Origin of the sequence: Paenibacillus sanfengchensis (genome assembly GCF_036864765.1) — a bacterium.
Taxonomy (GTDB): Bacteria; Bacillota; Bacilli; order Paenibacillales; family Paenibacillaceae; genus Fontibacillus; species Fontibacillus sanfengchensis.
In genome coordinates, this window is the sequence record NZ_JBAGJC010000004.1 from 55986 (window position 1) to 79930 (window position 23945).

At 52.2% G+C, this 23945-nt stretch carries 26 protein-coding genes and 1 riboswitch; of the genes, 25 read left to right on the top strand and 1 reads right to left on the bottom strand.

The features are described 5' to 3' along the window. Positions 1 to 249: 249 nt before the first annotated feature. The 9 genes from V4U84_RS09405 to V4U84_RS09445 all read left to right on the top strand — a co-directional run bounded on the left by V4U84_RS09405 (position 250) and on the right by V4U84_RS09445 (position 8270). Positions 250 to 1440 carry a D-alanyl-D-alanine carboxypeptidase family protein gene (locus V4U84_RS09405; RefSeq protein WP_334077086.1) on the top strand — a complete coding sequence of 397 codons (1191 nt, stop codon included), beginning with the start codon at positions 250 to 252 and terminating at the stop codon, positions 1438 to 1440. A gap of 89 nt (positions 1441 to 1529) precedes the next feature. Beyond that, a complete protein-coding gene (gene spoIIAA / locus V4U84_RS09410) occupies positions 1530 to 1883 on the top strand; it encodes an anti-sigma F factor antagonist (RefSeq protein ID WP_334077087.1) in 354 nt (117 codons plus the stop codon). Then, on the top strand, positions 1880 to 2332 hold the full coding sequence (gene spoIIAB / locus V4U84_RS09415; protein ID WP_334077088.1) for an anti-sigma F factor: 453 nt from the start codon (positions 1880 to 1882) through the stop codon (positions 2330 to 2332). Before spoIIAA ends, spoIIAB begins: the two co-directional genes overlap by 4 nt. Positions 2333 to 2343: 11 nt before the next feature. Further along, complete coding sequence (gene sigF, locus V4U84_RS09420; protein ID WP_334071644.1) at positions 2344 to 3099, top strand: RNA polymerase sporulation sigma factor SigF; 756 nt, start codon at positions 2344 to 2346, stop codon at positions 3097 to 3099. 124 nt (positions 3100 to 3223) lie between these two features. Continuing rightward, positions 3224 to 3877 (top strand): stage V sporulation protein AA, encoded by a 654-nt coding sequence (locus tag V4U84_RS09425; RefSeq protein ID WP_334077254.1) that lies wholly within the window; start codon positions 3224 to 3226, stop codon positions 3875 to 3877. Beyond that, the gene (locus tag V4U84_RS09430; protein WP_334071643.1) at positions 3874 to 4299 is read left to right on the top strand and encodes a stage V sporulation protein AB; all 426 of its coding nucleotides are present in this window, start codon (positions 3874 to 3876) and stop codon (positions 4297 to 4299) included. The genes V4U84_RS09425 and V4U84_RS09430 overlap by 4 nt, the downstream gene beginning before the upstream one ends. 24 nt (positions 4300 to 4323) lie before the next feature. Then, positions 4324 to 5979 carry a spore germination protein gene (locus V4U84_RS09435; protein ID WP_416367228.1) on the top strand — a complete coding sequence of 552 codons (1656 nt, stop codon included), beginning with the start codon at positions 4324 to 4326 and terminating at the stop codon, positions 5977 to 5979. A gap of 102 nt (positions 5980 to 6081) precedes the next feature. Next, positions 6082 to 7413 (top strand): diaminopimelate decarboxylase, encoded by a 1332-nt coding sequence (lysA, locus tag V4U84_RS09440; RefSeq protein WP_334077089.1) that lies wholly within the window; start codon positions 6082 to 6084, stop codon positions 7411 to 7413. A gap of 422 nt (positions 7414 to 7835) precedes the next feature. Continuing rightward, complete coding sequence (locus V4U84_RS09445; RefSeq protein ID WP_334071640.1) at positions 7836 to 8270, top strand: peptidylprolyl isomerase; 435 nt, start codon at positions 7836 to 7838, stop codon at positions 8268 to 8270. 70 nt (positions 8271 to 8340) lie between these two features. Here V4U84_RS09445 and tlp read toward each other — a convergent pair whose 3' ends face one another. Continuing rightward, a complete protein-coding gene (gene tlp, locus V4U84_RS09450) occupies positions 8341 to 8565 on the bottom strand; it encodes a small acid-soluble spore protein Tlp (RefSeq protein WP_334071639.1) in 225 nt (74 codons plus the stop codon). Positions 8566 to 8864: 299 nt separating this feature from the next. Continuing rightward, a riboswitch (FMN riboswitch) is annotated at positions 8865 to 9060 on the top strand. 275 nt (positions 9061 to 9335) lie between these two features. On the opposite strand from tlp, the gene ribD reads away from it, so the two are divergent. From ribD to V4U84_RS09530, 16 genes are all read left to right on the top strand, one after another. Beyond that, positions 9336 to 10475, top strand: a complete 1140-nt coding sequence (gene ribD / locus V4U84_RS09455; RefSeq protein WP_334077090.1) for a bifunctional diaminohydroxyphosphoribosylaminopyrimidine deaminase/5-amino-6-(5-phosphoribosylamino)uracil reductase RibD — start codon at positions 9336 to 9338, stop codon at positions 10473 to 10475. A 12-nt stretch (positions 10476 to 10487) separates the two neighbouring features. Beyond that, on the top strand, positions 10488 to 11165 hold the full coding sequence (gene ribE / locus V4U84_RS09460; RefSeq protein WP_334077091.1) for a riboflavin synthase: 678 nt from the start codon (positions 10488 to 10490) through the stop codon (positions 11163 to 11165). Positions 11166 to 11180: 15 nt separating this feature from the next. Continuing rightward, entirely contained in the window at positions 11181 to 12419 is a 1239-nt protein-coding gene (locus V4U84_RS09465; RefSeq protein WP_334077092.1) for a bifunctional 3,4-dihydroxy-2-butanone-4-phosphate synthase/GTP cyclohydrolase II, read from the top strand. A 69-nt stretch (positions 12420 to 12488) separates the two neighbouring features. Then, positions 12489 to 12956 (top strand): 6,7-dimethyl-8-ribityllumazine synthase, encoded by a 468-nt coding sequence (gene ribH, locus V4U84_RS09470; RefSeq protein WP_334071636.1) that lies wholly within the window; start codon positions 12489 to 12491, stop codon positions 12954 to 12956. Between the two features lie 97 nt (positions 12957 to 13053). Next, the gene (locus V4U84_RS09475; RefSeq protein WP_148451857.1) at positions 13054 to 13851 is read left to right on the top strand and encodes a segregation and condensation protein A; all 798 of its coding nucleotides are present in this window, start codon (positions 13054 to 13056) and stop codon (positions 13849 to 13851) included. After that, positions 13820 to 14434, top strand: coding sequence for an SMC-Scp complex subunit ScpB (scpB, locus tag V4U84_RS09480; protein WP_334071634.1), 615 nt, complete (start codon positions 13820 to 13822; stop codon positions 14432 to 14434). The genes V4U84_RS09475 and scpB overlap by 32 nt, the downstream gene beginning before the upstream one ends. 129 nt (positions 14435 to 14563) lie before the next feature. Continuing rightward, the gene (locus tag V4U84_RS09485; RefSeq protein ID WP_334077093.1) at positions 14564 to 15262 is read left to right on the top strand and encodes a DUF2953 domain-containing protein; all 699 of its coding nucleotides are present in this window, start codon (positions 14564 to 14566) and stop codon (positions 15260 to 15262) included. Positions 15263 to 15344: 82 nt separating this feature from the next. Further along, positions 15345 to 15839, top strand: coding sequence for a GerW family sporulation protein (gene ytfJ, locus V4U84_RS09490; RefSeq protein ID WP_334077094.1), 495 nt, complete (start codon positions 15345 to 15347; stop codon positions 15837 to 15839). A 153-nt stretch (positions 15840 to 15992) separates the two neighbouring features. Next, complete coding sequence (locus tag V4U84_RS09495) at positions 15993 to 17174, top strand: D-alanyl-D-alanine carboxypeptidase family protein (protein WP_334071631.1); 1182 nt, start codon at positions 15993 to 15995, stop codon at positions 17172 to 17174. Between the two features lie 28 nt (positions 17175 to 17202). After that, positions 17203 to 17835 (top strand): nucleoside recognition domain-containing protein, encoded by a 633-nt coding sequence (locus tag V4U84_RS09500; RefSeq protein ID WP_334071630.1) that lies wholly within the window; start codon positions 17203 to 17205, stop codon positions 17833 to 17835. Between the two features lie 8 nt (positions 17836 to 17843). Beyond that, positions 17844 to 18377, top strand: coding sequence for a spore maturation protein (locus tag V4U84_RS09505; protein ID WP_334071629.1), 534 nt, complete (start codon positions 17844 to 17846; stop codon positions 18375 to 18377). A gap of 164 nt (positions 18378 to 18541) precedes the next feature. Then, positions 18542 to 19528 (top strand): DUF2167 domain-containing protein, encoded by a 987-nt coding sequence (locus V4U84_RS09510; RefSeq protein ID WP_334077095.1) that lies wholly within the window; start codon positions 18542 to 18544, stop codon positions 19526 to 19528. A 94-nt stretch (positions 19529 to 19622) separates the two neighbouring features. Continuing rightward, positions 19623 to 20387 (top strand): pseudouridine synthase, encoded by a 765-nt coding sequence (locus V4U84_RS09515; protein ID WP_334077096.1) that lies wholly within the window; start codon positions 19623 to 19625, stop codon positions 20385 to 20387. A 360-nt stretch (positions 20388 to 20747) separates the two neighbouring features. Beyond that, positions 20748 to 21605, top strand: coding sequence for a carbohydrate ABC transporter permease (locus tag V4U84_RS09520; RefSeq protein ID WP_334077097.1), 858 nt, complete (start codon positions 20748 to 20750; stop codon positions 21603 to 21605). After that, positions 21602 to 22492 (top strand): carbohydrate ABC transporter permease, encoded by an 891-nt coding sequence (locus tag V4U84_RS09525; protein ID WP_334077098.1) that lies wholly within the window; start codon positions 21602 to 21604, stop codon positions 22490 to 22492. Before V4U84_RS09520 ends, V4U84_RS09525 begins: the two co-directional genes overlap by 4 nt. Positions 22493 to 22546: 54 nt before the next feature. Continuing rightward, a complete protein-coding gene (locus V4U84_RS09530) occupies positions 22547 to 23929 on the top strand; it encodes an ABC transporter substrate-binding protein (protein WP_334077099.1) in 1383 nt (460 codons plus the stop codon). The last annotated feature ends 16 nt before the right edge of the window (positions 23930 to 23945 follow it).

The following is a 23945-nucleotide window of genomic DNA, read 5'->3' on the forward strand; positions in this document are numbered from 1 at the left end:
TTTGAGTGAAAAGAATAAAGTAACTTTCTTGCCAAAAAAGAATAAAACCAATCGCGCTTTATTCTTTAAACGAGGGCAAGAAATCTTACATTATCCTCTTCATCTCCTAACGTTAAGTGTTAGCGAAATTTTAACATATCCTCATTTTTACTGCAACCTCTATTAATGATCCACTCAGGAATAATATGACAAAAGACAGGGCATACTAGGTTAGCAGAATCCTGATTTTTATTCGAAGGGGGAACTATGTTGAAGAAACGGTTGTTTTTCGGTTTTTTGGCGATGCTGTTGGCCGTTCCGTTCTGGCCGAACGCCGCATTGGCTAATCACGGACGACCGCATAAGGCGGACGAGGGTCTTGCCCTGGCGGACAACGCGCTGTCGGCGATTTTGATCGATGCGGATACGGGCACGGTCATTTACGAGAAAAAGAGCCACGAGCAGTTGCCGCCTGCCAGCATTACCAAAATTATGACGATGCTGCTGACGATGGAGGCGATCGATCAGGGCAAGCTGAAATGGACCGATAAAGTCACCGCCAGCGAAAACGCCTCTTCCATGGGCGGTTCGCAAATTTTCCTGGAGCCGGGGGAAGAAATGACGGTGGACGAGCTTCTGAAGGGCGTCGCCATGGCTTCCGGCAACGATGCCTCCGTGGCTCTGGCCGAGAAAATAGCCGGAACGGAAAAGGCCTTCGTGCAGATGATGAATGAGAAAGCAGCGCAGTTGGGGCTGAAGGACACCCATTTTTCCAATTGCAATGGTCTGCCTGTGGAGAATCATTATTCTTCGGCCCACGACATCGCCATGATGAGCCGGGAATTGCTCAAATACGAGGCGATCACGAAGTATACCGGTTCGTATCAGGATTACTTGCGCAAGGATACAGAGAAGCCGTTCTGGCTTGTGAATACGAACAAACTGGTTCGGTTCTACAGCGGTGCGGACGGTCTGAAGACCGGATATACGTCGGAGGCCCGCTTCTGTCTGGCGGCGACCGCCAAGCGTGACGGTTTGCGGTTGATCGCCGTCGTGCTCGGGGAGCCGAACACCAAAACCCGCAATGCCGAGGTGTCGGCGATGTTTGATTACGCCTTCTCCCAGTATGCCCTTCATCCGATCTACAAAGCCGGCGAAATCATCGGCAAAGTCAAGGTTCAGAAGGGGGAAGCCGCGCATCTGGAAGTCGCCGCGTCGCGTACGATGAGCGTTCTTGTTAAAAAAGGGTCCGCTCAAGGCAACATTACGCATAAGCTGGAGGTTCCGGAGAAAATCGCCGCGCCTGTTCAAGAAGGGCAGATTGTCGGCAAGCTTGTTGTGTACCAGGACGGCAAGGTCCTGAACGAGTTCGAACTGAAAGCCGCTGCCGCCATCAAGAAAGCCGGGTGGTGGACCTTGTTTAAACGTACGGCCTCCCATTTGTTTTTTGTAGATTCGTAGCGGTTTTCTTCTAGTTTTGTCAGCGGGAAGGAATACGGAGCAAGGTCGTAGAATTGTTGTGTTCATGTCAGGGAGGAGAGTGAACAGACGTGAATCTGCAAGTGGAAATGAAAAGACACCGGGATACGCTGATCGTTCGTTTGGTTGGAGAGTTGGATCACCATACGGCCGATGAGGTCCGTTTATCCCTGGACGAGGAAATTGCGAAGGGAACCTGCCGCCATCTTTTGCTTAGCTTGGAATCGCTGCAGTTTATGGACAGCTCGGGAATCGGCGTGATTTTGGGCAGATATAAGCTGATTAAGCAGAAGGGCGGGAGAATGGTCGTTTGCGGAGTGAACCCTCCGGTTCACCGGCTGTTTGACATGTCCGGGCTGTTCAAAATCATGTCGGTGCACGAGGATGAAAGCCAGGCGCTTTCGGAATTGGGGGTTGCTCTATGAACCAAATCGACCGTAATTTCATGAAACTGCAGTTTGCCGCCAAATCGGAAAACGAGTCGTTTGCCCGCGTGACGGTCGCTGCCTTCGTCTCCCAGCTCGATCCGACGATGGATGAAATCACCGATTTGAAAACGGTCGTCTCCGAAGCGGTGACGAACTCGATCATTCACGGTTATGACGGTGATCCCGAAGGGATCGTGACGATCTCGGCGGCGATTGAAGGCGACACGGTGATCCTTACGGTGGAGGATCAAGGACGCGGCATTGAGGACGTGGAGCTGGCCAAACAGCCGCTGTATACGTCCAAACCGGAATTGGAGCGGTCGGGTATGGGCTTTACGATCATGGAGAACTTCATGGATGAATTTGATGTAACCAGCGAGATGGGCGGGGGCACTTCCATCCGGATGAAGAAGAGGATTGTATCTAAGAAAGCTTTGTACAATTAGGGGTTGGAGCTATGGATGCCGAAGTGAAGCAAGCCTCGAGAGAATATTTGGACGATAGCGAAGTCAAACGGCTGATCGCCTTGAGCCAAAGCGGGGATAACGCGGCTCGGGACCGGCTGGTAAATTGCAATATCCGGCTTGTCTGGTCGGTGGTGCAGCGGTTTATGAACCGCGGCTACGAACCGGAAGATCTGTTCCAGATCGGTTGTATCGGCCTGCTGAAATCGGTCGACAAGTTCGATCTCAGCTATGACGTCAAGTTTTCGACGTACGCCGTGCCGATGATCATCGGAGAAATCCAGCGGTTTCTGCGCGATGACGGGACGCTGAAGGTCAGCCGCTCGCTGAAGGAAATGGCGAATAAGGTGCGCAAAAAGAAGGATGAACTGTCCAAGGTGCTGAATCGGCTCCCCACGGTCAAAGAAGTGGCCGAGGAACTGGGAGTGACGCCGGAGGATGTGGTTTTCGCGCAGGAGGCCAACAAGCCCCCGGCTTCCATTCACGAAACCGTCTTCGAGAACGACGGAGATCCGATCACACTGATGGATCAAATCGCCGATGAATCCCAGGAACGTTGGTTTGATAAGCTCGCCCTTCACGAAGCCATTGACGGCTTGAGCGAACGGGAACGGCTCATCGTTTATCTGCGGTATTACCGGGATCAGACCCAATCCGAGGTGGCTAACAGGCTGGGGATTTCCCAGGTTCAGGTGTCCCGCCTCGAGAAAAAAATACTGCAGAGCATTCGGGATCAGATCGCCCAGTAAATAAGAATATTCTAAGTAAAAAAAAGCCGCTTCGGGTTTAACATCCGGGCGGCTTTTCGTTTTGAGTAAACCGCAGGGGGACTTGGCATACTATGGACATTACTGCAGTAGAGGGGTGTCCATGATGGAGAAAGGGACGGCAACTCCCGTTTATCTGCGACTGCGCAAGTATGTCAAACTTCAGGCCGGAAGGTCGGTTCGTTTGGAAGATATCGCCCGCATCCTGGCGGATCCGGCGTATGAAACAGAACTTAAAGCTCTCGTGCTGGAGCGGCCGGATTATCATGACGGGAACCTCCTGGTTGTTGACATGCTTCAGGTAATCGAATGCATTCATAAACGCTTTCCCGGCTTGCGGATCGAATTACTGGGGGAGCCCCATGTTCTTGTCGAAATGGTGGCCGGCGAAAAAAAACCTTCGCTGTCCCTGTTTATTATCGTCTGGTTGCTGCTGTTTTTCGGAGCGGCGCTGACCATCATGAATTTTCATGCCGATGTCAGCATGCCCCAGGTGCAGGTGAGGATCGTCGAAATGCTGACGGGAAAAAAGGATGACCACCCCTACTTGTTTCAAGGGGCATACTCCATCGGGATCGGCCTTGGGATGATCATTTTCTTTAATCATCTTTTTAAGAAAAAGTGGAACGAAGAGCCGACGCCGCTGGAAGTCGAAATGTACCTTTATCAAGAAAATTTGAATCAATACGTGATATTCGAGGAATACGAGAAAAAACGCCGGGCGGAAGCCTGCACGGATCGGAAGGAGAAAGAGCCTTGAGTTCCGTTCTGTCTTTTTTCGTAACGGTGTTTATCGGCCTGGCGGGAGGCATTGCCGTTGGAGGCGGGGTGATCGCTTTATTCATCGTCCTGGATGTGATTCCGCGGTTAGCCCAAGTGACGAAGTCCTACAACAAGGCCCATTGGTATGAGGGGGCGATGATCGGGGGGGCCTTCTTCGGGACAGTCGCGGATTTCTGGAACTGGAGCCTGCCTGGCCCCTGGCTGGGAACCGGCATTGTCGGTTTGCTGAACGGCGTGTTTGTCGGGATGCTGGCGGCGGCGCTCACGGAAGTGCTGAACGTCTTGCCCATTCTGGCCAAAAGGCTGCGCATGCAGGACTATCTTGTCGGCCTCCTGATGGCGATGGTATGTGGGAAGGTAGCCGGCTCCTTTTTCGAATGGTTCATCTACAGAAAGTAAACAGATTGAGGAGGTTGATGTGAGATGATGGGTCAGGAACGGGGCGGCCGGGGGGGAACCGGGGAGCACATTGGAGAGGAGCCGAGATTCATGCCGGGCTTCGGGGAATACGACTTGGAGGGCGGTGAAGAGGCGAAGGAGGTCCATCGCCGGAAAGTGGAAACCGAGCGGTCAGACTCCGTGAAGGAATCGATCCGTTATTGGCAGAAGAGTGATCAAATCAGCCGCAGCCTGAATACGACGAAAAAAACGCTCGAAGAAGTTGTCGGTTTGGGTCAAGGCTTCGACATCGTTTTTCGCGAAATGACTTTCGGCGGTAAGAAGACAGGACTTCTCTTTATTAATGGCTTCGTTAAGGATGCGATTCTTCAGGAAATCCTCAAACGGCTGACTTATCTGACTCCCGAAGATTTGAGCTTAGGTGCGCTGCGATCCTTTTTCGACCTGTACATTCCGCATATTCAGGTTGAAAAAACGGAGGAACTGAGCAAGGCCATCAACAGTGTCCTGGTCGGCATGAGCGTCTTTTTTATCGAAGGGGAGCAATCGGCAATCCTGTTGGATACCCGCTCCTATCCGGTGCGCAGCCCCGAAGAGCCCTCCCTCGAACGGGTGGTTCGCGGTGCCAGGGACGGTTTTACGGAAACGCTTGTGACGAACGTGATCCTGGTTCGCAGACGCCTTCGCGATCCTGGCGTAAAATTCGAAGTGATGAAAGTGGGCCGCCGTTCGCAAACGGATGTCTGCATCGCCTATATCGATGACATCGTGGACAAGGTGCTGGTTGACGCCGTAAAAGAAAAGGTTCGGGCAGTGGAGCTGGACGGTATTCCCTTGGCCGACAAGCAGCTGGAGGAAGCGATTATCAAGAAGAGGTGGAACCCCTATCCGATGGTTCGTTATTCCGAGCGTCCGGACGTCGTCGCCTCCCATTTAATGGAGGGGAGGGTCGTGATCTTTGTCGACACTTCGCCGAGCGTCATGATTTTGCCGACGAGCTTCTTCGATCTCTGCCAACATGCGGAAGAAAACCGGCAAACGCCGTTTATGGGCACCTATTTGCGCTGGGTCAGATTTTTCGGCATTTTCGCCTCGCTGTTCCTCTTGCCGTTATGGCTTCTCGTCGTCATTCATCCGGAATTAAAACCGGAAGCATTGAACTTCATCGGGCCGCAAAAAATGGCCAGAATCCCGCTGATCGCCCAATTCCTGCTGGTGGAGTTCGGGGTGGATCTGATGCGCATGGCCGCGGTTCACACCCCGACTCCGCTGGCCTCGGCGATGGGTTTGATCGCGGCGATTCTGATCGGGGATATCGCGGTAAAGAGCGGTCTGTTCGTCAACGAGGTTGTGCTGTATATGGCGGTCGCCGCCATCGGCATGTTTGCCACGCCCAGCTATGAGCTGGGGCTGGCCAATCGGGCGGTCAGGTTGACTATGATCATCCTGGTGGCGATTTTCGGGGCGCCGGGGTTTATCGGCGGGATCACGGCTTTTATGATATTTCTCAGCCTGCAGCGGTCGTTTAATACTTCTTACTTGTGGCCGTTTATTCCCTTTAATGCAAAGGCGATGGCAGCCATCATCTTCCGCGTCCCGGTGCTCACGTCCAAGCAGAGACCTTCCATGAACAAGACGAGGGACCGGACGAGGATGCCGCGCGAGAAGCGGGATTCGTAGGCCAGTCCGCAAAAAACACAAATGATATTCCTAAAAATCCATTTTTCAGTTGGGTGGTTGTTTGCTATACTGATGAAAAACTGAAAGTGGAGGACTGCATAGATGTATTTACACGGTACCAGCAAAATCAACTCCAAGGGACATCTGGAAATCGGCGGATGCGATACGCTAGAGCTGAAAGAAACTTACGGCACTCCGCTCTACATTATGGATGAAGCCTTGATTCGGCAAAGATGCCGTGAATATATGGAAGCGTTTCGGGCATCGGGCTTGTCCTTCCAGGTGGCTTACGCCAGCAAAGCGTTCTGCGTTATGGCTATGTGCCGGCTGGCCGAGGAAGAGGGGCTGTCCCTTGACGTCGTGTCGGAAGGGGAATTATATACGGCACTGCAGTCTGGTTTCCCTGCGCAGCGGATCCATTTTCATGGCAATAACAAGACGCCGGAAGAGCTGGAGATGGCGATTCAGGCGAACGTCGGCTGTTTTGTAGTGGATAACTTTACGGAGATGCACATGCTGCAGGCGCTTGCCGCCGAAAAAGGCGTCACCGTCAATGTTCTGCTGCGCGTCACGCCGGGGGTGGAAGCCCATACGCATGAATATATTTCCACCGGGCAAACGGATTCGAAGTTCGGCTTCGATATCGGCAACGGCTCCGCTTATGAAGCGGTTGAACAGGCATCCCGCAGTTTGAACCTGAATTTGCTCGGGCTGCATTCCCACATCGGCTCGCAAATTTTTGAGGTCGAAGGCTTTCAGATGGCTGTGGAGCGCGTGGCGGAATTCGCGCTTCGCGTCAAGGATCAACTGAACGTCATCTTTAAAGTCATCAATCTCGGCGGTGGCTTCGGGATCCGTTACACCTCCGAGGACACGCCATTGAAGGTATCGGATTATGTGAAGGCGATTACGGATGCGGTGAAGTCTTCTTTTGCCGACGCTTATCCGCAACTGCCGGAGATTTGGGTGGAACCGGGCCGCAGTATCGTGGGCGACGCCGGAACTACGCTATATACGGTCGGTACGAGCAAGGACATCCCGGGGGTACGGAAATATGTCTCCGTTGACGGAGGAATGACCGACAACCCGCGTCCGGCGCTGTACGAATCCAAGTATGAAGCGATGCTGGCCAACCGCGGCCTGGATGCGGCCGAAGAGACGGTTTCCATCGCCGGTAAATGCTGCGAAAGCGGCGACATGCTGATCTGGGATCTGGAACTGCCGAAGGTCAAATCCGGCGATTTGCTGGCGGTTGCTTGTACCGGAGCTTACAACTACGCCATGGCGAGCAATTATAACAGGATCCGCCGGCCTGCGGTCGTGTTCGTGCAGAATGGTCAAAGCGATCTGGTGGTTAAAAGGGAGACCCTGCAGGACATCACCTCCTGCGACGTTATTCCCGAGCGCATTGCCAAACAGCCGTCCCTGAAATAAGAGGGGACGGTAAGTGAAGTCCGAATAGATGCAAAAATGCAGGAATTTTCGCCATATCCCCTCGGTATTCGCAAATTGATGCTATTGTGCAGGAATTTTTGGCGATTTGCGGCCAGCAGGGATTCTCCGCTAAAAATACATGTAGATTTGCATGAATTTCGCACAAACGTGTTCTGAATGGTAAAAAGCCTGCAGATTTGCAGGAATTCATCTATATGATAAACAGCCGTGTGAAATGGAAGAACATTTCACACGGACTAAGCCAGTTCATTTCTAAGTGTGAACTGGCTTTTTCTTGTGCCGGGAAGTAGGATTCCAACGCTCTGATCGGGCCTTTTTTTGCTACCCGAGGGATTTCATAGTACACTGGAATAGGTTTGTCCCGAAGCATGTTCACTAAAGAAGAAGAGGAAGTGACCTATATGAAAAAAGGAAAGATCGTTTTGGAAAAAGGCGGGGAAGTGGAAATCCAGTTTCTGCCGGAAGAGGCTCCGGGTACTGTGGCGAACTTCGAGAAGCTGGCGAACTCCGGCTTCTATAACGGGCTGACGTTTCACCGCGTTATTCCCGGGTTTGTAGCGCAGGGGGGCTGCCCTAACGGGACTGGTACCGGTGGACCGGGTTACACGATCAAATGCGAAACAGCCACGAATACGACGAAGCACGAACGCGGCGTATTGTCGATGGCCCATGCCGGAAAAGACACCGGCGGCAGCCAGTTCTTCATCGTGTATGAGCCGCAGCCTCACCTGAACGGAGTGCATACCGTATTCGGAAAGGTGACGTCCGGTATGGACCTGGTGGATCAAATCCGTCCCGGGGACAAAATGAAAGAGGTTACCGTCTGGGACGAGTAATCCTTGTGTAATGCGAAGGGCTCCCTAGGCCAAATTTGGCCGGGAGCCCTTCTGCTATTCCATGATAAGATTAGGATTGCCGGTCAGCCGCTTCGTCCTTGACTTCCTCCCGGAAGCCGCGGATACTGTTTATACGCCGGGCGTTCTTTTCTTCAATTTGTTGTTTTTCCTCACCGGTGATTTCATCGGCATGTTCGCTCAGGTAGTCCTGGCCTTCGCGGAAGTTGCGGATCGTATTCTGAATATTCTCCTGCAGCTTTTCCACATTATCGGCGCGGTTGTCAGGTTTGGCCATGGCTGTTCCCTCCTGAAGGTTTCTTTCCCCGGCAAACGGGGCAATGTTATTGTCGCACGCGGAGGCTTTTTTTATTCAGATGAATGGCGTACTATTTATTTTTTGTTTCCTAAATAAAGGAGCGATTATAAAAAATGTCAACCACCGAGCAACTTAAGCTCCAGTGATAGTAATAATGATTAGCGGGGCGGAGAATAAACATGACAACAATATCTGAATCGGGTATTGTTGTATTTTTGTTTTTTTTATGCTATTCTTTCCTCAAGTCAGATGGTTTAATGACTTTATCAATTTCATATGCATTCCTTCGGGGCAGGGTGAAATTCCCTACCGACGGTGATGGCGGGCTTTGAGGCTCCGGCAATGAGTTGTTACAACGAATGCGGAGATCAGGGCGCGCACAAGTCCGTGACCCGTATGCGGGAACTGATCGCATATGGCTGAGCCGGTGTGATTCCGGGACCGACAGTATAGTCTGGATGGGAGAAGGAGACGCGAAGAGCATTCGTAGGTCAATCGTACGGTGCTTTTAATTAAAACAAAGCAGCTTCGTTAAAGTTCATGTTTTCACATGGTTTATTTGTGTTTCCATGTTGAACAAGATGCTCGATTTGGCGAAGGCGAAGAATGCCTGCCGGCTATGATTTTGTCATGGCTTGGTTAGGTGTAATTTAACGCAGCTTTTATTTCGCGGATGATCACTCTCAACAGCTCCTGCCGGAATGCTCCGGCGGGAGCTTTTTATGTCTAAAGCAAAAGGAGGGGCGGTTATGCAAACGATTGGCGATGAATATTACATGGAGCTGGCCCTGCAAATGGCCGAACGCGCCCAGGGGCAGACCGGGATCAATCCGGTCGTCGGGGCTGTCGTGGTCAAGGACGGCGCGGTGGTCGGCTTGGGCTCCCACCTGAAGAGGGGAACGCCGCATGCGGAAGTGCATGCGCTCCGCATGGCGGGCCCCTTGGCCGAAGGAAGCACGGTGTACGTTACGCTGGAGCCCTGCAGCCATCACGGGATGACTCCTCCTTGCGCGGAGCGGCTGATCGAGGATAAGGTGGCAAGGGTTGTCGTGGCCACCGAAGATCCCAATCCGCAGGTGGCCGGGCGGGGAATCGAACGGTTGCGGCAAAGCGCCATCGAAGTCACAACCGGGGTGCTTCGGGAACGGGCGGTGGCTTTAAACCGGAAATTCATCAAGTACATCACGACCGGTCTCCCATACGTCACGATAAAAACGGCCAGTACGCTGGACGGTAAAATCGCGACGAAAACGGGGGACAGCAAGTGGATTTCGAACGAAGCCTCGCGCGGAATCGTGCACACGATGCGGCACCGCCATCAAGGTATTATGGTCGGCTCCGGAACCGTGCTGGCGGATGATCCGCAATTGACGACCCGTCTAGCGGTTCCCGGACTGGATCCGGTGCGCATCATCGTCGATTCGACGCTTCGGGTTCCGGTCGGCAGCCGGGTACTGAGCGACGGAGCGGCGCCGACCCTCGTCCTGACGACCGAGGCCGCGGACCGTGCGAAGATGGCTGCCCTGACGGAGCGGGGCATCGAAGTGATTCCCTGCGGGGAGGGGCCGCGTGTGGATTTGCAGTTGGCGCTCCAAAAACTGGGGGAACGCGAAATCTCCTCCATTCTGGTCGAAGGGGGCGGCCGGTTAAACGGCTCTCTGCTGGAAAAGAGGCTGGTGGATGAGATCGTCCTGTTTATCGCCCCGAAACTGGTCGGCGGGGTGGAAGCGCCGGGGAGCTTTATTTTTCCGGGATATGAGAAAATGAGCCAAGCCGTCACGCTGGCAAGTGTGAAAGTCGAGACGATCGGAGACAATGTCTGTATTCAAGGAAAGCCGGTTTGGCCGGAGGAAGTGCAGGCAGACATCGAAGGAAATACGGAGGCGTAAAGGGGGCAGCCTATGTTTACAGGACTTATCGAGGAGATCGGGACGATGAAATCGGTTAGCCGCCAAGGGGAGGCACTCATACTGCATATTGCGGCCCGGGTCATCACTGAAGGGTTGAAACTGGGGGACAGCATCGCCGTTAACGGCGTATGCCTGACGGCCGTATCTTTTGATGATCATTCATTTATGGTCGATGTGATGCCGCAAACGTTCCGTCATACTAATCTGAAGGATCTAAAACCCGGCAGCAAAGTAAACCTCGAACGGGCGATGGCGGCCGGCGGCCGGTTCGGCGGACACATCGTGCAGGGCCATGTGGACGGAACGGGTCAAATCGTACGCAAGCGTCAGGACCAAAATTCCGTCGTATACGAGATCGAATTGGCCGATGCTTCACTCTCGCGGTACATTATCCCCCAGGGATCCATAACGGTGGACGGAATCAGTCTGACGGTGGTTGAAGCACATGAAGGCGGATTTTCCATATCGATTATTCCCCATACTTTAAAAGAGACGATCCTCGCCTATAAAGGGGCGGGGGATACGGTTAATCTGGAATGCGACGTGCTTGGAAAATATGTAGAGCATCTTTTGAATTACGGAACTTCGGGAAACGGAGACCGGAAGACGGTGTCCGCTCCAGCGAGGGGCATTGACCCGCAATTTCTGTCGGAGCACGGATTTATGTAAAATGGAGGGATTCCCATGAGCGAATTTCAACTGGACCGCGTGGAAGAAGCGATTTACGAGCTGATGCGCGGCAAGGTGATCATCGTGGTCGATGACGAGGACCGCGAAAATGAAGGGGATTTTGTGGCGCTGGCCGAGAAAGCCACTCCGGAGGTGATCAATTTCATGATTACCCAGGGCCGGGGGCTGGTCTGCCTGCCGATTACGGCGGAGCGCGCCGAGGAACTCGAGCTTACGCCGATGGTGGCTCAAAATACCGACTATCACGGAACGGCGTTTACCGTTTCGATCGATCATAAAGATACGACCACCGGAATTTCCGCCTACGAGCGCTCTTTGACGGTTCGCGGAATTATGGACCCGAAGGCGAAACCGTCGGACTTCCGGCGGCCTGGCCATATGTTCCCGCTGATTGCCAAGAAGGGCGGTGTCTTGCGCCGGGCAGGCCATACGGAGGCGGCCGTCGATCTGGCCCGGATGTGCGGCTCCTATCCCGCCGGCGTCATCTGCGAGGTGATTAAAGAGGACGGCACCATGGCGAGACTGCCGGATTTGGTGGAAATCGCCAAGAAGCATGACTTGAAGCTGATCAGCGTCAAAGACCTGATTCATTACCGCAATGAGAAAGAAAAGCTGGTCAACCGGGAAGTCGAGGTACGGATGCCGACCGACTACGGCGAATTCCGGGCGGTGGCTTATACGAATGAGGTAGACGCTAAGGAGCATGTGGCCCTCGTCAAAGGCGAAATCGATGGCGATGAGCCCGTTCTGGTCCGGGTCCACTCCGAATGTCTGACCGGTGACGTCTTTCATTCGCACCGGTGCGATTGCGGCCCGCAATTTGAAGCAGCGCTCCGGCAGATCGAACAAGAGGGCCGGGGGATTCTCCTCTATATGCGCCAGGAAGGCCGCGGGATCGGACTGGTCAACAAGCTGAAAGCCTATAAGCTGCAGGAAGAGGGGTTCGATACGGTCGACGCCAATCTGAAGCTGGGTTTCCCGGCCGACTTGCGGGATTACGGCATCGGGGCGCAAATTCTCAAGGACTTGGGCGTTCGCCATATCCGCCTGCTCACGAACAATCCGCGAAAGATTAAAGGCCTGGAAGGTTACGGTCTTGAAGTGGTGGAGCGGGTTCCGCTGCAAATGAAAGAAAATGCCGATAACACACGTTATCTGCATACGAAGCAAGCCAAGCTCGGGCATATGCTGAAATTCGATGATTTGGAGCAAAACGAATCCGCCGAAGTTTAATCGCGGGAAGCACAGCCGTTTGTAACGGTTATAAAACACAGTTTAAAGCACAGGGAGGATGAAATTATTATGATGAACGTTTTTGAAGGCAATCTGGTATCGGAAGGGTTAAAATACGGCATCGTTGTAGGCCGGTTCAACGAGTTTATAACAAGCAAGCTGCTCAGCGGAGCGCTCGATGCCCTGAAACGCCACGGCGTTAAGGAAGAAGAGATCAGCGTCGCGTGGGTACCGGGCGCATTTGAAATTCCTTTGGCCGCACAGAAGCTCGCGGAAAGCGGCAATTACGACGCGGTGATCACGCTGGGCACCGTCATCCGGGGTTCCACTTCGCATTATGACTATGTTTGCAATGAGGTGGCTAAAGGTGTCGCAGCCATCGGTCTGAAGACCGGCATTCCGGCCATTTTCGGCGTCGTGACTACGGAAAATATCGAGCAGGCGATTGAGCGCGCCGGCACCAAAGCCGGAAACAAGGGCTGGGACGCCGCCATGGCCGCGATCGAAATGGCAAACTTGACGAAACAGCTAAAATAGTGCTTATTTAATGTAGTACCCTCTTTTTCGGGTACTGCATTTTTTCTTTTTAGAGGCACTGGATGCTTCACGATGTACAACGGGTGGAGGATGTTCATTGACGACCGTATTATACAAACTGGAGACATTTGAGGGGCCGCTGGATTTGCTGCTGCATCTGATCGATAAGGCCGAAATCGATATTCATCAAATCTCGATCAGTGAGATCACGGACCAATACCTCGAGTATTTGCACAATATGCAGGAACTGGAGCTTGAGGTGACCAGCGAGTTCCTCGTCATGGCGGCGACGCTGCTGTCCATAAAATCCAAACAGCTCCTGCCCAAACCGCCCGTTATTGAACTGGAGGACGATTTCGATTATCTGCTGGAGGAAGAAGAGGACCCGAGGGACGAGCTGATCCGCCAGTTGATCGAGTATCGCAAATATAAAGGGATTGCCGAGCATCTTCATGAGCGTGAGTGGGAACGCAGCCTGATCTTTTCCAAGGAGCCCGAGGATTTAACGCCCTACTTGCCGGATATCGAGGAGAACCCGGTTAAGGGACTTCATGCCGCCGATCTGATCGCGGTGTTTCAGAAGGCGATCCGTAAATCGGTCAAGCGTAATGCCGTGGCGCGGATTCATCGCGACGAAATTTCGGTAAAGGACCGGATCAGGGAGGTGGTATCCGCCCTGGAAACGGTGGGAAAAGGCGGAAGACTGTTATTTTCCAAGCTGCTGCATCAGGAGATGCACAGACATGAAATCGTAGTGACTTTTTTGGCTGTACTGGAGTTAATGAAAATGAAGCAAATCGTATGTTACCAGAACAAATTGTTCGATGATATCGTTATGGAGTGGAGAGGGGAAGGAAAGGCCGATGAATTATCAGGAATTGAAATCGATTATTGAGGGATTGCTTTTTCTGGCGGGTGAAGAAGGAATCAGTCCGAAGCAGCTGGCGGAAGTGACGGATCAGCGGCAGGACTTGATTATCGAAGCCTTGCAGGATATGAAGAGCTCCTTCGAGCGTCAAGATCGGGGGCTGCAGATCGTACAGATCGCCGGGAACTACCAGCTGGCAACGCTGCCTCAGCATGCGCCGTATTTCGAGAAACTGGCCTATTCCCCCTCGCGTTCCACTTTGTCGCAAGCCGCGCTGGAGACACTCTCCATCATCGCCTACCGTCAACCGATCACCCGGATTGAAGTCGAGGAGATTCGCGGGGTAAAGTCGGAAAGGGCGATCCATACCCTGGTCAACAAAGATCTGATCGAAGAAGTGGGCCGTGCGGATGCGATCGGTAGACCGATTTTGTACGGGACGACGAAGGCTTTTCTCGATTATTTCGGACTGGCCAGCCTTCAGGATTTGCCGGATTTGGCCGATTTTGAAAGCAGCGAGCAATTGGAAGAAGAAACACAGCTGTTATTCCAGAAACTGGAGGAACAGCAATTGACGTTTGACGATGTGGACAAGAATGAACAGGATTGAATAGGATTTGGATTGAACCGCCCGTTGGGGCGGTTTTTTTAATTCTGGCAAGGCTGGAATTTTTTTATGAACCCAGTGTCATACTAATCGGAGCTTGTTATTCCATAGAATGGCATGGAGGGCTTTCCTGTGTGGATTTTTTGGCTCGGAAGCATCCTGATTTTGTTGCTGCTGATCGTCCTATTCGTCATCCTGAATTCCAAAATTAAATTTCGCTTGAAAGCTAAAAAAGAAAACCGGGACGAACTGATCCAACTGGATGTCACATTTCTGTTCGGTTTGTTATCGCTTCATTATGAGATCCCTGCCATGGGTTTTGCCGATCTGAAGCAAGGTTTGTGGGTGGAGAGCGACTGGAGCGACAATTTTACGGCTGGACCTTCGGCGGCCGGGGAGAATTCGATCAACAAGGATAAGGTAAAACATTGGATGCAGCAGCTTCGTGAGATGGTGACGGCGACGGAAGGGTTTAAAAAATGGCTGATCAACACGCTTCAAAGAATCTCTTTTGTCCAGTTCGATTGGTCCACCAATGTGGCCTTGCGGGATGCCGCCCATACCGCCACGCTGACCGGGGCTTTGTGGGCCGTAAAAAGCACGATTGTCGGATGGCTGTCCTATCATATCAAGCTGCGCCGGCGCCCCAAACTGTTTGTCGTTCCCCTGTTCGGTACGAGCCCGACATTTTCCACGGAATTGGTCTGCATGGCGGAAATTAGCTTCGGTTATGCTGTTTATGCCGGACTGATACTGATTTATCGGGTTTTGAAAGTAAAGGGCGGTTTGAAAATATGGCGGCGGCTTCTTACCGGATCAAAACCGCAATAGGGCGGCTTGCATATTTCCCTCCGGGACAGGACAACATAATGCTTGCTTAATAAATCCGGCTTATTAAGGAGGTAGTGACCCAATGAATGAACATCCGATACAAGGCCTTATGCAGACCGCTATGGAAAATATTAAGGACATGGTCGATGTGAACACGATCGTGGGCGAGCCTGTCCAGACGCCGGACGGCAGCGTCATTTTACCGATCAGCCGCGTGGGTTTCGGCTTTGCCGCAGGGGGAAGTGACTTTAACCTTGACGAGAAAGACGGAAAAACCGGAACCCATCCCGACGGCGGTAAAGGGCGGCCGTTCGGCGGCGGCAGCGGTGGCGGCGTTTCGATCAATCCCATCGCCTTCCTGGTCGTGGGCAAGCAGGGCGTGAACATCGTTCCGTTGGACAACCAGACTCATCTGATGGAGAAAATCATCGACGCCGTGCCTTCGGTCATCGACAAAATTCAATCGATGCTGCCAAACAGCGGCGGGACCCAGACGACAGGAGCAATGTCCACGGCAAATATGGCGAACGCAACGGCTGGAACAACCACAACGCCCGCCATCCAACCTTTTGCGTAATCGCTGTTCCCTTTCCGGAACCCCGGGAGGGGTCTTTTTTTGAACAGTCGCGCAAATATAACTGTCCCTTGTCTTTCGGGGTTTGGACATACTCCCATGGACTGCTGCATATAAATATACCAGTTCGCATAAGCGAAAGTCGGAGGAATTAAGATGAAACGTACATCCAGAATTCGGGCACTCGGCATGCTTACCTTAAGTCTTGTGCTTGCGTTTTCATTATCGGGACAAGCACAGGGCGAACCGGCAGCCCCGACCACGCACGCCCAGGCGTCCTCGCTGATCGATGTGACGTCCGGCCGGATTCTATACAGTGCGTCGGGAGACCAAGAACTGCCTATCGCCAGTCTGACCAAAATCATGACGGCCATCGTCGCCATCGAGCACGGCAAACCCGATGAGCTTGTCAAGGTAAGCCGGAACGCTTACGGCAAAGAAGGCTCTTCGATCTATCTTCACCTCGGCGAGGAAATGAGTCTGGAAAACATGCTGTACGGCTTAATGCTCCGGTCCGGCAACGACGCGGCGACGGCGATCGCCGAGCATGTCGGCGGCTCCGAGGAAGGCTTCGTGTATTTGATGAACCAAAAGGCCAAGATGCTTGGGCTGGAACATACGCAATTTAAAAACCCTCACGGCCTTGACGCCGACGGGCATTATTCTTCGGCGAACGACTTGGCCAAGCTTACGGCCTATGCGCTGCATAATCCATTATTTAAGGAAATTGTGAAAACGCCAAGCCGAAGAGCTCCGAATCCCAATGATCCTTGGGATTACCGTTGGGATAATAAAAATAAAATGCTGCGTTTTTATGAAGGGGCCGACGGCGTAAAAACCGGGTATACCAAGACGGCCAGACGCTGTCTGGTCAGTTCCGCCACCCGGGGCGGCCAGCAGTTGGTCGCGGTGACGATCAACGACGGGGATGACTGGAACGATCATCGAAAAATGCTGGATTACGGCTTCGCCCATTTTCCGCTGCAAACGCTGGTGGAAGAAGGGCAAGCGGTAAAAACCGGTTTAACCGCGGGTACCGGGTTTCGATACCCGCTCATGGAAAGCGAGAAGCGGGAGGTCGAGCTTCATTTTAAGAGCCGGGAAGGAGAGGTGTTGTCCTTCGCTTATCGGGGAGAAATTGTGGTTTCGCTCCAAGGGCGGGAAATCGGCAAGGTTCCGGTCTACCAAAGCCGCTCCGATGGCGGCAACCCGCCGGCAAAGAGCAGCTTTCATCAAGCGAAGACATCCTCTTCCTATCGGCCGGACGGTGGGTATCCCGCAACCTGGCCCGGTTCGCTGGAAATGGTGCTAAGAAGGCTGCTGCTCGCCAGGGATTAAGGACCGTTTTGGGAAGGGGGAAATCCTTGTGGTCAACAAAATTTGGCTGGGCTTAATACTCATCGGTTTTCTGTTTGCCGCCATAAAAGGCGATATTAACACGGTCACCCAAGCTGCATTCGAAGGGGCGGCTACAGGAGTTACCGTCTGTTTTGGGCTCATCAGTGTGCTTGTGTTTTGGATGGGGATTATGAAGCTTGCCGAAGAATCCGGCCTGGTAAAGGCCATCTCACGCCTATTGGGTCCTGTCGTAGCCTATTTGTTTCCCGATGTTCCGAAGAATCACCCGGCCATGGGATTTATTTTATCCAATATGAGCGCCAACCTGCTCGGACTCGGCAATGCCGCCACGCCGATGGGGATCCGTGCGATGCAGCAGTTGCAGGAGCTTAATCCCGACAAAGAAACGGCCTCTCCCGCTATGTGCACCCTGCTTGCGCTGAACACGGCAAGCATTACGCTGATTCCGACAACCTTAATCGCCATACGTTTGAATTACCACTCCGCTAATCCCGCGGAGATCGTCGGCTCTACCCTGCTGGCTACGGCCATCGCTACGCTGGCCGCCATTGTCGCGGATCGCTGGTACAGAAGAAGATACGCCTGGAAAAAACCGCCGACCGTTACGACTTCCGCGCCCAATTTAACGATAAAGAGGTGAGATGACATTTGCTGAACTGGGTCAATCTGTTGTCCGCCTGGGCCGTTCCGGTTATGATCGCGTTTATCCCTTTATACGCCTACATAAGGAAAGTCCCCGTCTACGAGTCCTTTGTGGACGGAGCCAAGGACGGCTTCTCCACCGCCATCGGCATCATTCCGCATCTGGTAGGGATGATGGTCGCCATCAGTGTCTTTCGGGCATCGGGGGCGCTGGAGTTCTTCGTCGGATGGATGTCGCCTTTTCTGGAGGCGCTTCGCGTTCCCCCGGAAGTCCTGCCGCTCGGAATTCTTCGGCCGTTGACCGGCACCGGCTCTTTGGCCTTCACGACCGATTTGATCAAAACCTATGGACCTGATTCGATGATCGGGCGCATTGCTTCAACCATTCAGGGAAGCACGGACACGACGCTCTATGTGTTGACGGTTTATTTTGGAGCGGTCGGGATACGAAACGGAAGGTACGCTTTGAAGGTCGGATTGTTTTCCGATGTGGTTGGATTCATTGCGGCGATTGCCGTGTGTCTGATACTATTTGGTTGATTTTGCATGACCTTTTACCTAAACAATGGGTTATTTTAGTTCTGTCTTCACGGACCGATATTCCTGTTTTGACACGGGATTATCGGTTTTTTTTATTGGTTGTGGTTAAATGGATAGGTCTGCATTTTTACAAAATACATAACAGAAAGAGGGAATTTCATAACATGCGGATGAAAAGTGCTTGGAAACAGAAAATGGGGGTGGCCGTTTTAACGGCGTTGCTGCTTACTACCATGTTCTCGTCCACCGGCGTTCAAGCCGAGACGGAACTGAACTGGGTTGTAGGGCAAGGGCAAACGGTAACGCTCGGGAACAATCTGGCCGATCTGAAGCTGAGCGAGGACTTTGCGTTCCTGAATGGCACCGATACCCAAACCTTCGAGCGGGAAAGAGGAGGCGTCCCGAACGGGTTGGAGATCGGTTCCGTATTCCCGATCGCCGAAGATCAAACGTGGTCGGTCTACTTCGAATATGAAGATAGCGGTCATATTTCGGATGACGAGAAGGATAAAATCGACGCGGACGCCTTATTGGACAGCTACAAAAAGGGGACTGAAGAGAGCAATAAAGAACGGCCGGAAGAAGACCATATGTTTGTCGACGGGTGGGAAACGCCTCCGGCCTACGACGAGAAGCTGAAAAGCTTGACCTGGGCATTGCGAGGGCATGACATTAACAACAACACCTTTATCAACTACAACATCAGAATTCTAACACGGCAGGGCAACGTATCCGCCATTTTGGTCTCCGATCCGAACGAACTGGCGAAATCCAAGCAAATTTTTGAGGACCAACTGCTGCCGGTCTTTACGCTTAAAGAAGGTCAGCGCTATGAGGATTTCGACGCCAAGACGGACAAGAAGGCCGAATACGGGTTGACCGCATTGATTCTTGGCGGAGCGGGCCTGGCGGTGGCGAAAAAAGTCGGGCTGATCGCCGGTCTGGTTCTGCTGTTGAGAAAATTCTGGTATGTCATTATCGCGGCTTTGGGCGTGGTTTGGCGCTTGATCACCGGTAAGAAAAAGAATAACCAGAATCCGCCGACCGAAGTGGCGGAAGGCACTCAGGACGGTACGAACGGCGAAACCGGGCTGCCGGAAGGATCCCAGGACCGTCCGGCCAATCCGCCTGGGCCAGGGCAAACCTTATAACGAAGCGGGTGGAATGCGGGAGGCGCAAGTTGCCTCCCGCTATTGTTAATTTCAGGTTCTATGGGTATCATGTGATATGAGGTGACTTATATACATGGAGAGATTGCAGAAGATTTTGGCGGGAGCGGGTGTCGCTTCGCGCCGGAAGTGCGAGGAACTGATTCAAAGCGGCCGGGTTCAGGTCAACGGGGAAACCGTCACCGAACTTGGAACCAAAGCGGATCCCGCAGCGGACGTTATCACCGTTGACGGGAAAACGGTCGGTGCGCAGAAGAAAATGTACATTGTGTTCAATAAACCGAAAGGCGTCATCACAAGCGCCTCGGATCCACAGGGCCGAAAAATCGTCACCGACTATTTGAAGGGGATTAACGAGCGGCTTTACCCGGTAGGCCGCCTGGATTACGATACGGAAGGCTTGCTGCTGTTAACCAATGATGGCGAATTTGCCCATCTGCTGACACATCCCAAGCACCACGTGGCTAAGACTTACCTGGCAACGGTCAAAGGAGTCCCCCATGGAACGGCATTGGACAAGCTGAAAAACGGCATCATGCTGGAGGATGGAATCACGGCCCCCGCCGAGGTGGAATATTACGATATCGACCCGGAGGAGAAGCACTCGACCATTTCTATCACGATTTATGAGGGAAGGAACCGGCAGGTTCGCAGAATGTTTGAAGCCATTCAGCACCCTGTCACTAAATTGAAGCGCATATCTTTCGGCGATCTTTATCTCGGCAACCTGAAAAGAGGGTTGTACCGTCATTTAACCAAGGAAGAGGTTGAAGGCCTAGTTAAGCTGGCCAGAACGGCGGGCAAGCCGGGAAACAGACCGGCTCCGAGAAAAGAAAAATGAAACAGGGCACAGCACTCATCCAGTGCTGTGTTATTTTTTGTTACATACATTTAAATATCCACCCATTTTCAGCTGTATATTGAAATCGGAAAGCCGGAGAAATCCTTGATTTCATAGGGTTATGTGAGGTTTAATAACAGGAAGCGATTACATTTGAAAAAAAACTATTGATTATTTTGGGATGATCTTCTATGCTAAGTATACAAAGGAAATAAAGTTAAAGCACTTAAACTTTTAGGTTGGCATCTAGATGATTCAGTACATGCGATACATACTGACAAAAAGTTAAAGCGCTTTAATTTTTTAAAAGAGGATGGTGATATTGTGACTCATCGTGAGAGTCGGAGGCAAACCTTTTACATGTATTTGTTTATTTCACCTTGGATCATCGGCTTCCTGGTTTTTGCGCTTTACCCGATTTTATCATCACTTTATTTCAGCTTTACGGACTATGACATTATCCACCCTCCAGAATTTGTCGGATTGGCGAATTACCGGGAGATGTTCCAAAATGAACTGTTCTGGCAATCCGTCCGGGTAACCCTGAAGTTCACTTTTATCAGCGTTCCCGTTCAGCTTTTGCTCGCGCTCGGGTTTGCGCTGCTGCTGCACCAGAAAATTCCGCTGCGCGGATTTTTCAGAACGGCCATGTATTTTCCGAGTATGGTGTCGGGCGTTGCGATGTCTCTGCTGTGGTATTGGATTTTTAATCCGCAAATCGGTTTGTTCAATTACATGCTGTCCTGGTTCGGCATTAAAGGACCGGCCTGGCTGATGGATCCGGATTCCGCCTTGTATGCTTTGATCATTATGACGTTTTGGACAGCCGGTTCCGGAATGATTCTGTTCCTTGCCGGACTCCAAGGCGTGCCGTCCAGTTTGGTGGAGGCGGCCAGACTCGATGGGGCCGGAAGGTTCAAAATTTTTGTACACGTCGTCTTGCCCATGATTTCTCCGGTTTTGCTGTTCCAACTGATTATGGGCATCATCGATTCGTTCCAGGTCTTCACTCAGGCATACGTAATGACGCAAGGCGGGCCGAATTATTCCACCTGGTTTTACGTCTACAACCTGTACACCAGCGCATTTAAAGAGTATCGCGCCGGCTACTCCTCCGCTCTTGCCTGGGTGCTGCTGATCGCGGTCATGATTTGTACCGCCTTGATTATGAAGTTATCCAACCGCTTCGTCCATTATGAAGGAGGTGGCCGTAGATGAGCCCGGTTCGAACTGCCGCGGAGCCCGGTCGTCCGTCGTTTGAAACTCCGCGTCCACGGAAACCGGATACGGTGAGAATCATCAGCTTTCTGCTTTTGCTGGTGACGACGTTTACGATGCTGCTTCCCCTGTTTTTTATGGTATCTACGTCTTTGAAATCGAGCCGGGAGATGTTGAAATTTCCGCCGACTTTTATACCGGAAACCTGGAGTTTTGGAAATTATAGCGAGATTTTCGATACGCTGCAATTCGGCACGTTATACAAAAACAGCCTGATCGTTGCTGTGATGACGGTAATCGGGACATTGATCTCCTCGGCGCTTGTGGCTTACGGGTTTGCGAGATACCGGGGGAGGGGCAACAACATCTGGTTTATGCTGCTGCTCAGCACGATGATGTTGCCGTATCCGGCGATCATGGTGCCGCAGTTTATCCTGTTTTCCAAGCTGCAGTGGATCGATACCTTTTTGCCGTTGATTGTTCCCGCTTTTTTCGGCTCCGCGTATAACATCTTTTTACTGCGCCAATTTTTCCTGACTCTACCCGATGATTTGTTCGACGCGGGACGGATGGACGGGTGCAGTGAAATGCGGATCTGGTACAAAATCGCGCTGCCTCTCTCCGGACCTGCTTTGGCTACGGTGGCGATTTTCGCTTTTATCTATAGTTGGAACGATCTGCTGACTCCGGTGCTCTATTTGAGCTCGTCCGAGTATTTTACGCTGCCGATCGGCATGTCGTCGTTAACGTCGTCGAGATTCCGGATTCCGCCCTGGCATTTATTGATGGTCGCCTCCGTCCTGGCCATGGTTCCGATCGTCACTTTGTTCGCCGTAGCCCAAAAGCAGTTTGTGGAGGGGATCGTTCTTACCGGCATCAAGTCGTAGCCTGCCGCGAAAGCGCGGAAATCAAAATGATAAATCGATTAGGAGGATTGGAACATGAACATTCGGAGAAGGCGGAAAGGTGTTATTGGTATGGTATTGTTGCTGCTTGCGGCGATATCCCTGTCGGGCTGCGCCGGCGGGAAGTCGGCTGCGGATACGGTCCCTGGCGGCGGTGGAGGAACGGACTCCGGCGGAGGCGGTCAAGTGACCATCACGCATTACACGATCGATTCCCCGGATCGCACGTTTATCGAACAGCTTATCCCTGAATTTGAGAAGCAGCATCCCAATATCAAAGTCAAAGTGGAGAAAGCTCCTTATGAGCAGTTTGACAGCAAACTGCAGACGCTGATCGCCGGCGGCAATTCGCCCGATGTGACGAGCCACTACGGGTATGGCGGTTTCGCGGAATATTACAATAAAGACATGCTGCTTGATTTGACCGACCTGATGAAGGAAGACGGGTTTGATCCCGCTACCTACAGCATTCCCAAGGAATTGATGGAAATTTATAAAGTGAAAGGGCAAACCTACGGTATACCGGTCAATATCTACGTAACCTTGATGATGTATAACAAGGACATGTTTGATGCGGCCAATTTGCCGTACCCGCCGAGCGATTATGAGGACAAGAGCTGGACTTTCGACAAAATGGTTGAGGATGCCAAAAAGATGACCGTGCATTCCGACGACATCGCCAAAACCCAATACGGCCTGGATTTCGCCTGGTCCGAACGCGATATGAAACCGCTGTATTTCGGAGCGGAGCCGTATTCGGAGGATACTTGGACGAACGGCGGCGTACCGTCGGAGACGCATTTTGATTCTCCGGAAGTGATCGCCGCCTATAACAAGCTCTTTGACCTGATCTTCAAAGAAAAAGTGTCGCCGACTTCCGAATGGAGCAAGAGCGTCGCGGGTCAGAACGGCGATCCGTTTGTGGCCGGCAAAATCGGTATGACGGTAGGCGGTTCCTGGATTCTCGCGGGCTCCAACGATTTTCCGTTTAAGGTCGGTGTGGCGGCGGTACCTTGGGGCGGGAACGACAAGGTTCGGAGCAACCTGTTTGTCGATCCGCTGATGATTCTGAAGGATTCGAAACATCCGAAAGAAGCGTTCGAGTGGATCAAGTTCCTGCTGACGGATGAAATCCAGGAGAAGTCCATCGAGCTCAGCGGCGGCAATCCGCCCGTTAATTCCAAGGCGGCCGAATCATATTACAAGCATTTTGAAGGGATCAAACCGGAGGATATCAAGAAAGTTATCGAAGGATCGACAAAGTATGGTTTTGAGTCGTATAACCACCTTGTCGTTCACTATTCGCAAATCAACGATATGTTTATCAATGAGATGCAGCCGATCGAAACCGGCCATAAAACCGTGGAGGAAGTGATGCCGGTAATTCAGAAGAAAGTGACTGAAATCTTGAACCGGTAAAATTTTGCGGAGATTG

Excerpts from the sequence above, each read along its gene's own strand:
- spoIIAB (WP_334077088.1), top strand. The coding sequence starts at position 1,880 with ATGAACCAAATCGACCGTAATTTCATGAAACTGCAGTTTGCCGCCAAA.
- sigF (WP_334071644.1), top strand. The coding sequence starts at position 2,344 with ATGGATGCCGAAGTGAAGCAAGCCTCGAGAGAATATTTGGACGATAGC.
- V4U84_RS09425 (WP_334077254.1), top strand. The coding sequence starts at position 3,224 with ATGGAGAAAGGGACGGCAACTCCCGTTTATCTGCGACTGCGCAAGTAT.
- V4U84_RS09435 (WP_416367228.1), top strand. The coding sequence starts at position 4,324 with ATGATGGGTCAGGAACGGGGCGGCCGGGGGGGAACCGGGGAGCACATT.
- lysA (WP_334077089.1), top strand. The coding sequence starts at position 6,082 with ATGTATTTACACGGTACCAGCAAAATCAACTCCAAGGGACATCTGGAA.
- V4U84_RS09445 (WP_334071640.1), top strand. The coding sequence starts at position 7,836 with ATGAAAAAAGGAAAGATCGTTTTGGAAAAAGGCGGGGAAGTGGAAATC.
- tlp (WP_334071639.1), bottom strand. The coding sequence starts at position 8,565 with ATGGCCAAACCTGACAACCGCGCCGATAATGTGGAAAAGCTGCAGGAG.
- ribD (WP_334077090.1), top strand. The coding sequence starts at position 9,336 with ATGCAAACGATTGGCGATGAATATTACATGGAGCTGGCCCTGCAAATG.
- ribE (WP_334077091.1), top strand. The coding sequence starts at position 10,488 with ATGTTTACAGGACTTATCGAGGAGATCGGGACGATGAAATCGGTTAGC.
- V4U84_RS09465 (WP_334077092.1), top strand. The coding sequence starts at position 11,181 with ATGAGCGAATTTCAACTGGACCGCGTGGAAGAAGCGATTTACGAGCTG.
- ribH (WP_334071636.1), top strand. The coding sequence starts at position 12,489 with ATGATGAACGTTTTTGAAGGCAATCTGGTATCGGAAGGGTTAAAATAC.
- scpB (WP_334071634.1), top strand. The coding sequence starts at position 13,820 with ATGAATTATCAGGAATTGAAATCGATTATTGAGGGATTGCTTTTTCTG.
- ytfJ (WP_334077094.1), top strand. The coding sequence starts at position 15,345 with ATGAATGAACATCCGATACAAGGCCTTATGCAGACCGCTATGGAAAAT.
- V4U84_RS09495 (WP_334071631.1), top strand. The coding sequence starts at position 15,993 with ATGAAACGTACATCCAGAATTCGGGCACTCGGCATGCTTACCTTAAGT.
- V4U84_RS09510 (WP_334077095.1), top strand. The coding sequence starts at position 18,542 with ATGCGGATGAAAAGTGCTTGGAAACAGAAAATGGGGGTGGCCGTTTTA.
- V4U84_RS09515 (WP_334077096.1), top strand. The coding sequence starts at position 19,623 with ATGGAGAGATTGCAGAAGATTTTGGCGGGAGCGGGTGTCGCTTCGCGC.
- V4U84_RS09520 (WP_334077097.1), top strand. The coding sequence starts at position 20,748 with ATGTATTTGTTTATTTCACCTTGGATCATCGGCTTCCTGGTTTTTGCG.
- V4U84_RS09525 (WP_334077098.1), top strand. The coding sequence starts at position 21,602 with ATGAGCCCGGTTCGAACTGCCGCGGAGCCCGGTCGTCCGTCGTTTGAA.
- V4U84_RS09530 (WP_334077099.1), top strand. The coding sequence starts at position 22,547 with ATGAACATTCGGAGAAGGCGGAAAGGTGTTATTGGTATGGTATTGTTG.